The sequence below is a fragment of the Klebsiella sp. NPDC088457 genome (assembly GCF_044900465.1).
Classification (GTDB): Bacteria; Pseudomonadota; Gammaproteobacteria; order Enterobacterales; family Enterobacteriaceae; genus Klebsiella.
In genome coordinates this window covers 1-6,119 of the sequence record NZ_JBJDNH010000091.1, presented here as the reverse complement: position 1 = coordinate 6,119, position 6,119 = coordinate 1, and the positions used below count along the sequence as shown (strand labels likewise).

At 51.5% G+C, this 6,119-nt stretch carries 7 protein-coding genes; 4 read left to right on the top strand and 3 right to left on the bottom strand.

Annotated elements, in window-relative coordinates:
- Positions 1 to 35: 35 nt before the first annotated feature.
- A complete protein-coding gene (locus tag ACI2JR_RS27720; protein ID WP_462480037.1) occupies positions 36 to 734 on the bottom strand; it encodes an oxidoreductase in 699 nt (232 codons plus the stop codon).
- Between the two features lie 75 nt (positions 735 to 809).
- Here ACI2JR_RS27720 and ACI2JR_RS27715 point away from each other — a divergent pair, with 75 nt between their 5' ends.
- Both ACI2JR_RS27715 and ACI2JR_RS27710 read left to right on the top strand, forming a co-directional pair.
- On the top strand, positions 810 to 1,694 hold the full coding sequence (locus ACI2JR_RS27715; RefSeq protein ID WP_462480036.1) for a MurR/RpiR family transcriptional regulator: 885 nt from the start codon (positions 810 to 812) through the stop codon (positions 1,692 to 1,694).
- Complete coding sequence (locus tag ACI2JR_RS27710) at positions 1,694 to 2,551, top strand: DMT family transporter (protein WP_462480035.1); 858 nt, start codon at positions 1,694 to 1,696, stop codon at positions 2,549 to 2,551. Before ACI2JR_RS27715 ends, ACI2JR_RS27710 begins: the two co-directional genes overlap by 1 nt.
- Positions 2,552 to 2,705: 154 nt before the next feature.
- On the opposite strand, the gene ACI2JR_RS27705 is transcribed toward ACI2JR_RS27710, so the two are convergent.
- Positions 2,706 to 3,248, bottom strand: a complete 543-nt coding sequence (locus ACI2JR_RS27705) for a TetR/AcrR family transcriptional regulator (protein WP_462480038.1) — start codon at positions 3,246 to 3,248, stop codon at positions 2,706 to 2,708.
- Between the two features lie 293 nt (positions 3,249 to 3,541).
- On the opposite strand from ACI2JR_RS27705, the gene ACI2JR_RS27700 reads away from it, so the two are divergent.
- Both ACI2JR_RS27700 and ACI2JR_RS27695 read left to right on the top strand, forming a co-directional pair.
- Positions 3,542 to 4,390: an alpha/beta fold hydrolase gene (locus ACI2JR_RS27700; RefSeq protein WP_462480034.1), complete on the top strand. Its 849-nt coding sequence runs from the start codon at positions 3,542 to 3,544 to the stop codon at positions 4,388 to 4,390.
- Positions 4,390 to 5,367 (top strand): DMT family transporter, encoded by a 978-nt coding sequence (locus ACI2JR_RS27695; protein WP_462480033.1) that lies wholly within the window; start codon positions 4,390 to 4,392, stop codon positions 5,365 to 5,367. The genes ACI2JR_RS27700 and ACI2JR_RS27695 overlap by 1 nt, the downstream gene beginning before the upstream one ends.
- A 293-nt stretch (positions 5,368 to 5,660) precedes the next feature.
- On the opposite strand, the gene ACI2JR_RS27690 is transcribed toward ACI2JR_RS27695, so the two are convergent.
- Positions 5,661 to 6,119 (bottom strand): zincin-like metallopeptidase domain-containing protein (locus tag ACI2JR_RS27690; RefSeq protein ID WP_462480032.1); only part of this gene is annotated, 459 nt, incomplete at its 5' end.

The following is a 6,119-nucleotide window of genomic DNA, read 5'->3' as shown; positions in this document are numbered from 1 at the left end:
AGTGACCATAAGCTCTCCCGAATCAGGAGAGCAGATTAACCCCTGGATCTAATTTCAGGCGTCGGATATGGATCACTTTCGCACCGTTGGTAACATAAATAAGCCAGCGTAAGCCTGGCGATGTCAGCGCGACCGAACATGCCCGAGCGTCGGTGCGTGAGTGCCATGAGTCCAGCCACTGCGTTCTGCATCAGCTTGCGCCAGGCCAGCGAGCTGAAGTTCGCGGCCAAGTCTACGGAGCACCACGTGCCTTGCAGCACTGTGGCCACTACGCGGGAAGCTGACGTGTCTGGCAGGCTCAGGCGCGCGTCGCCACGCAAGCGTACCAAGCCGTCGGATTGCGCCTGCGCAGGGAACCATACGACAGCGGGAACGATCTGTCCGGGCAGAGAGTACGTCGCGAGCCTGTCCAGCTGTTCGACCCCGTTCTGAAGCACGCATACAACCGTCTCCGGGCCGGTCAACGCCCTGAGCCATTCTGCTGCCGCGTCGATTTGTGTGGACTTGACTGCCAGAAAGACAAGATCGGCTGTGCGAGTAATTTGCGCCGGATTCGTCTGTACCGGACCGGGTACGGTGATAAAGCGGTCGCCGTCTTGCAGGGTCAGGTGATCGCGGGGAGTACGTCCACACAGCAATGGTGTGCGGCCGACTTCGTATAACGCCGCCGCGACTGTGGTGCCGATGGCACCCGGACCAACAACAGCGACAACCGTATTGATTTCAGCGTTCATGATGCGGACTCCTTGTAACAGAATCTACTTACGTGATGGTTGTGCCCTTCGCAAAGGGAAGGTAATATATTACACATGAAAAAAGAAAATGGTAACAGAGTTTCAGAAAGCGAGCAGCGATTACAGCAATGGCTTGGCAGCATTCACGCCCGAAGCGGCGACCTCGCTACAAGTGAGGCTAAAGTTGTCGATCTCCTGCTTGTCGATCCTTTGTTTGTCGGTACCAGCACGACAGCACAGGTTGCCGCCCGTGCAGGTGTATCACCGCCGACAGTAATACGCGCTGCACGAGCGATCGGGTTCACCGGGTTCACTGAACTTAAGATAGAGATTGCCCGGGCTCGTGGTACTGCCCGGTTCTTTGCACCGCCTGAAGTTCTCACAGCGGATGCGACGCTGGCATCGGTGCTGGAAACATCAGTTCGTGCTGGTGCAGACGCGCTGACTGCGCTCAGCGGTGCTATTGAAATCTCCGCCCTTGATGAGGCGGTCGATTTAATCCAGAGCGCATGCCAGGTATTCGCATTTGGTGCCGGCCCCTCTGCGACGGTTGCCGCTGATGCTGTATTTCGTCTGCGGACGGCGGGGGTGATAACCATCAGTATCCAGGATTATTTATCAGCGATGATTGCTGCTCGACTCCTTGGTTCAGGCGACGTGATGATCGTCGTCAGCTCGACAGGTCGCACATCATCCACACTCGCCGTTGCTGATGCCGCATCCTCGGCCGGAGCATCGCTTATCGCAATAACTAACCAGTACGATACCCCACTGGCGACACTCGCCAACGTTTCGCTCGTGGTTGGCGGAGCGCCACTACCGGCACAGATGGCCGCTGCCGGCAGTCGACTGGCCCAGCTCGTCGTTATTGATACGCTGGTCGCTGCTCTCACTCTGCGGGATAAAGAACAAAGTCGCAGGGCTGAACGGGCGGGTATTGATTTGCCGGATATGTCCTGATGCAGTTCAGCACGGTTGCGATGATTCTTACTGCTTCAGTAGCTCATGCAGTATGGAATATAGCCTCAAAATACAAGAAGGAAGACACACTCGTGTTCGTCTGGGCCTACAGCTGTGCCTCAGCATTGTTGTGGGTTCCGATCAGCCTCATTCTGACAGTTGAGGGACAACAGGAGCTCGACTGGCGACTCGCAGTCGGGGCAGTTATCTCATCTGCGCTTCATATCGCTTATTCTCTAATCTTGCAGGCTGGCTACGAGCGCGCCGAACTTGGTGTTGTTTATCCGATTGCCCGGGGGAGCGGACCGGTTCTGACGATACTGTTTGCAACCCTTCTGATGGGGGAACGGCTTTCAGCAAGCGCTTTACTCGGCGCGCTTCTCGTTATCGCTGGTATTTTCGTTGTCACCGGCAATCCATTCAGGAGCGGAAGCCGGCCACTTAAAGGAATGATATGGGGGGCAGCGACAGGCACCGCCATCGCTGGCTATACCCTCTGGGATGGTTATTCGATAATCTCTCTACACCTGGATCCAGTGAGTTACTACGCCAGCACACTCCTGCTACAGAGTCTGATTCTTACCCCTGGGGCGATGCGGCGACGATATCGCATTCCAACTGCTGTACGTGTGGATATCATCCCAATCCTTATTATTGCTGTATGTTCTCCACTTGCCTACATCCTTGTGCTGACAGCCATGCAGAGCATGCCACTGGCACTCGTCGCTCCTCTCAGGGAATCTTCCATCATTGTCGGTTCTCTTCTCTCGTACTGGCTGTTTCGTGAAAATCATCTGGCGCGCCGCATTGCCGGTGCAGTGGTAGTGCTAGCCGGAATCGCAGTGATTAGCCTTTGAACGCTTTGTTGGATGCCGATACTACGAGTGGATTGTTATGGTCGTTAAAGGCAACAGCGCAGGAGAATATCCCCTCGCAGGAAAATGCCTGTGTTAAGGAATCGATACACAGCGAATACAACACCAAAAATTCCCCAACCCAAAAGGTTGAGGTCTAGGGTTTGAATCCAACAGCCACAAACGCATGTCGTGTGATGGCTTCCAGCGTGTTTCTGTCAGGACGGGTTTTTGCCAGGACATTAAGCCCTTGTGTCGTGCAAACCAAGAATGCAGCAGCTTCGGAAGCATTGACATCCCTCACAAGTTCCCCTGCTCGTTTTGCCCGCTCGATCGCACCGGATAACGCTGTCTCTAGCCTGGCGAGGTGGAGTTGAAAGGCTTCACTGATTTGTGGGTCACTCATGGAAAATTCCACAATGGAATTCGTCACAAGGCATCCCCATCGCCGCTTGCCATCAAGCATCGAATCAACGAGCGCTGCGTAGTAATTGGTGATCCCTTCCCGGCCAGAGGGCGTGCTGTTCAGACGCTCGATTGTCTCTCGTGATGCAGCAGCCATATAGCGCTTGAGCGCTTCGATGAACAGCCCGTGTTTGTCGCCAAACGCTGCGTAGAGACTGCCGGGGTTGAGTCCAGTCACACGACAGATTTCTTGCATGCCAGCTCCTTCATAGCCCCATTCCCAGAAAGTGTCCATCGCATGCTCAAGTACGTTTTCGAGATCAAAACTTCGTATACGTCCCATAAAAATGATGACTCATTAATCAAGAATTTTTCAGTTAGCCCAATCATACATTGCCATGATAGCAACTTGAAGCTATAGTTTTCTTGAATTTTAATTCAAGAAAAACCAGTACCACACAGTGAAGCCCATAAAGGCTGAAGCTACTTCGGGGCCTGGCTGCCTCTCTTGCAATTCTGTTATCTGCAAAGCTTTCGAAGCTCTTGCCGATATTTTTCCAGAACTCTCAACCTTAAGAAGGTGTTGCTATGAATAAGATTATCGAAGATGGCTTTCTAAACATCGCAGGTAGTCGTGTTGCATATTCCCGTTACGGCCATGGAAGTCCTGTTGCTCTGATTCATGGCATCCCTACAAGTCGTCATCTCTGGAGAAATGTCACACCCCTTCTTACTGAATCGGGGCATGAAGTTTTTGCTATTGACCTACTCGGTTATGGCGATTCTGGGAAACCTACAGATGCTGACCTTGGAATCAAGGCTCAATCAGAAATCGTTTTCGAGATGCTTTCAGCTTTGGGATGGGAGTGCGGGACGATCATTGGCCACGATATTGGCGGGGGCATTGCTCAACTTTTGTCTATCAACCATCCAGGCATGGTGGATCACCTCGTCCTGATTGATTCAATCCTCTACGACTCCTTTCCTGAGCCTGGGATCTCCAGACTCAAAGATCCAATCTGGGATGGGATTCTGGGTGCGCCGGATTTCGAGCTCAGGACAGGATTTGCTAAAGCTTTTCATCGTGGAATGTTCCACACGGAGCAGATTACCCCCGAATTTATCGACGCCTATGAACGACCTTTCCATGGAATCGAGGGAAGGCACGCTTATCTTCGTGCTGCCCGGGCTCTGCGAACGGAAGAACTTTCTTCATGTATGGAGCGTATCGAAAAGCTGGCGCTACCAACGCTCATCATCTGGGGCAGAAAGGACACGTTCCAGCCGCTACAACTCGGAGAGCGTCTGGCCCGGAAAATGGTTAATGCTCAGATAACCATTATTGAGGAGGCAGGACATTTTCTGCCGGAAGATGCACCAGAAGCGCTTGCCGCGTGCATAACGCAATTTACAACACATAGAGAGGAGCTGCATTGATGTCACTTCATTCTAATGCCTCAACACGTTCCCAGGTTGGATTTTTTATCACCCTTGTCGCGTCAACCTTCCTGATGGGGTCCAGTTTTGTTGCAGGGAAAATCCTGCTCCAGCAGGGTTTCACGCCCATGATCCTGATCGGCTGGCGTTTCTTTACTGCGGCTTTAGCGACGATTCCCCTGGTTCTGGTTGGTGAGCGAAAATTCGTAGCGGCACTTTTACCAGCTAAAGCATGCTTGCGCGATTTTATACTAGTAATATTGATAGGTTTGCTCCAGACAGCGGCTGTTATGGGGCTTCTGTTCTGGGCTATGCAGTTTATATCTGCATCAACCGCCGCCATTTTGCTTTTCACTAACCCAATCTGGGTAGCTGTTCTGGGCCGAATTTTTCTGGGAGAAAGCCTGCATCGTGCAAGGATACTGGGTCTTCTTTTAGGTGTTGCTGGTGTCGCTCTTGCTATTGGCATCAGGCCGTCCATCTTTTCTGGCGGTACCACACTAACTGGTGAAATCATCGGTATTGTTTCTGCACTTTGCTGGGCGGCTGCGACACTAATTAACAAACGAGCGGCTCTGCCATTTGGTACATGGGCATTGAGCTTTTGGCAAATGTTGATAGGAGCTGTTGCTGTCCTGATTATTGCCTATATCAATGGCGAGCACTGGCCTGCTGCCGTAACACATGAGCAATGGGGCTGGTTTCTCTGGCTTGCTATTCCAGCATCTACGGGATCTTTTGGCCTTTGGTTTGTTGCTTTGAGGAAAGGAGGTGCAACAAGGACCAGTGGATTCCTATTCCTGGCACCGTTATTCACCGTCATTCTTGCTTATTTCATTTTGAATGCATCCATTTCCTGGATGCAGGCTATTGGTGGCATTCTTATTGGATTAGCACTGTGGCTCGTAAACCGGGAAGTACCTGCAAAGAACCAGCGCGAAAGAATTAACGAGGTACTCGCTGAGGGGGAACAGTAATGTCCAGCTAATTCATTACGAGGTTGGTGAAGTTAAGAAACGTTTTAATATGTAATTACATCATTTGCATTGCTTTCAGGTTGTTCCTAAAGGTGGCTATTTCGCCGTTGTAGCGGAACGGCTGCATTTGAGCAGTCGCCAGTGTTGTATATTAAGGTTAAACCTAGCCTCGGCTGTTGCTGTAATTATATTTACCGTCTCTATAGCCTTGATATCAAGTTTGGCATGATAGGCTACGTGATAATGTCTGCTATAACCAAGCGTCGATACTGTGTATAAATCAGGACACACGCTTAACGATGTGCTTTAGAGGCGGCGCTGGCCGCTTTGAAAATATAACGCTTGTCGTTTTTCAGCGCTTTCAGCCAGGAAGCAATATAGCTTTCATGCTGTACCCCTCCATCAATCCCCAGGTCCGCCATCAGAAAAGCACTTCCCAGCTCCGCCACCAGTTCTTCCTCTGCATAATCCGCACTGCCAAACTTCCCTTTCATTTCACGATTCAGACGTTTTTTACCCCCACTCCAGTGGACCAGCTCATGCAGGCCGGTAGCGTAGAAGTTAGCCGCATCCGAAAACAGATGGCGCTCCGGTAACCATACTTCATCAGTTGATGGGCTGAAAAAGGCGTTTTGTCCTTTCTCGATGATGTTTGCGCCACTCTTCCGTAACAGGTTCTCAGCCTGAGGCACCGGGTCAAAGGTCGCTTCCGGGCTGACAGTTTCTGTGGTCAGAGTTAAACCGTCGATTTG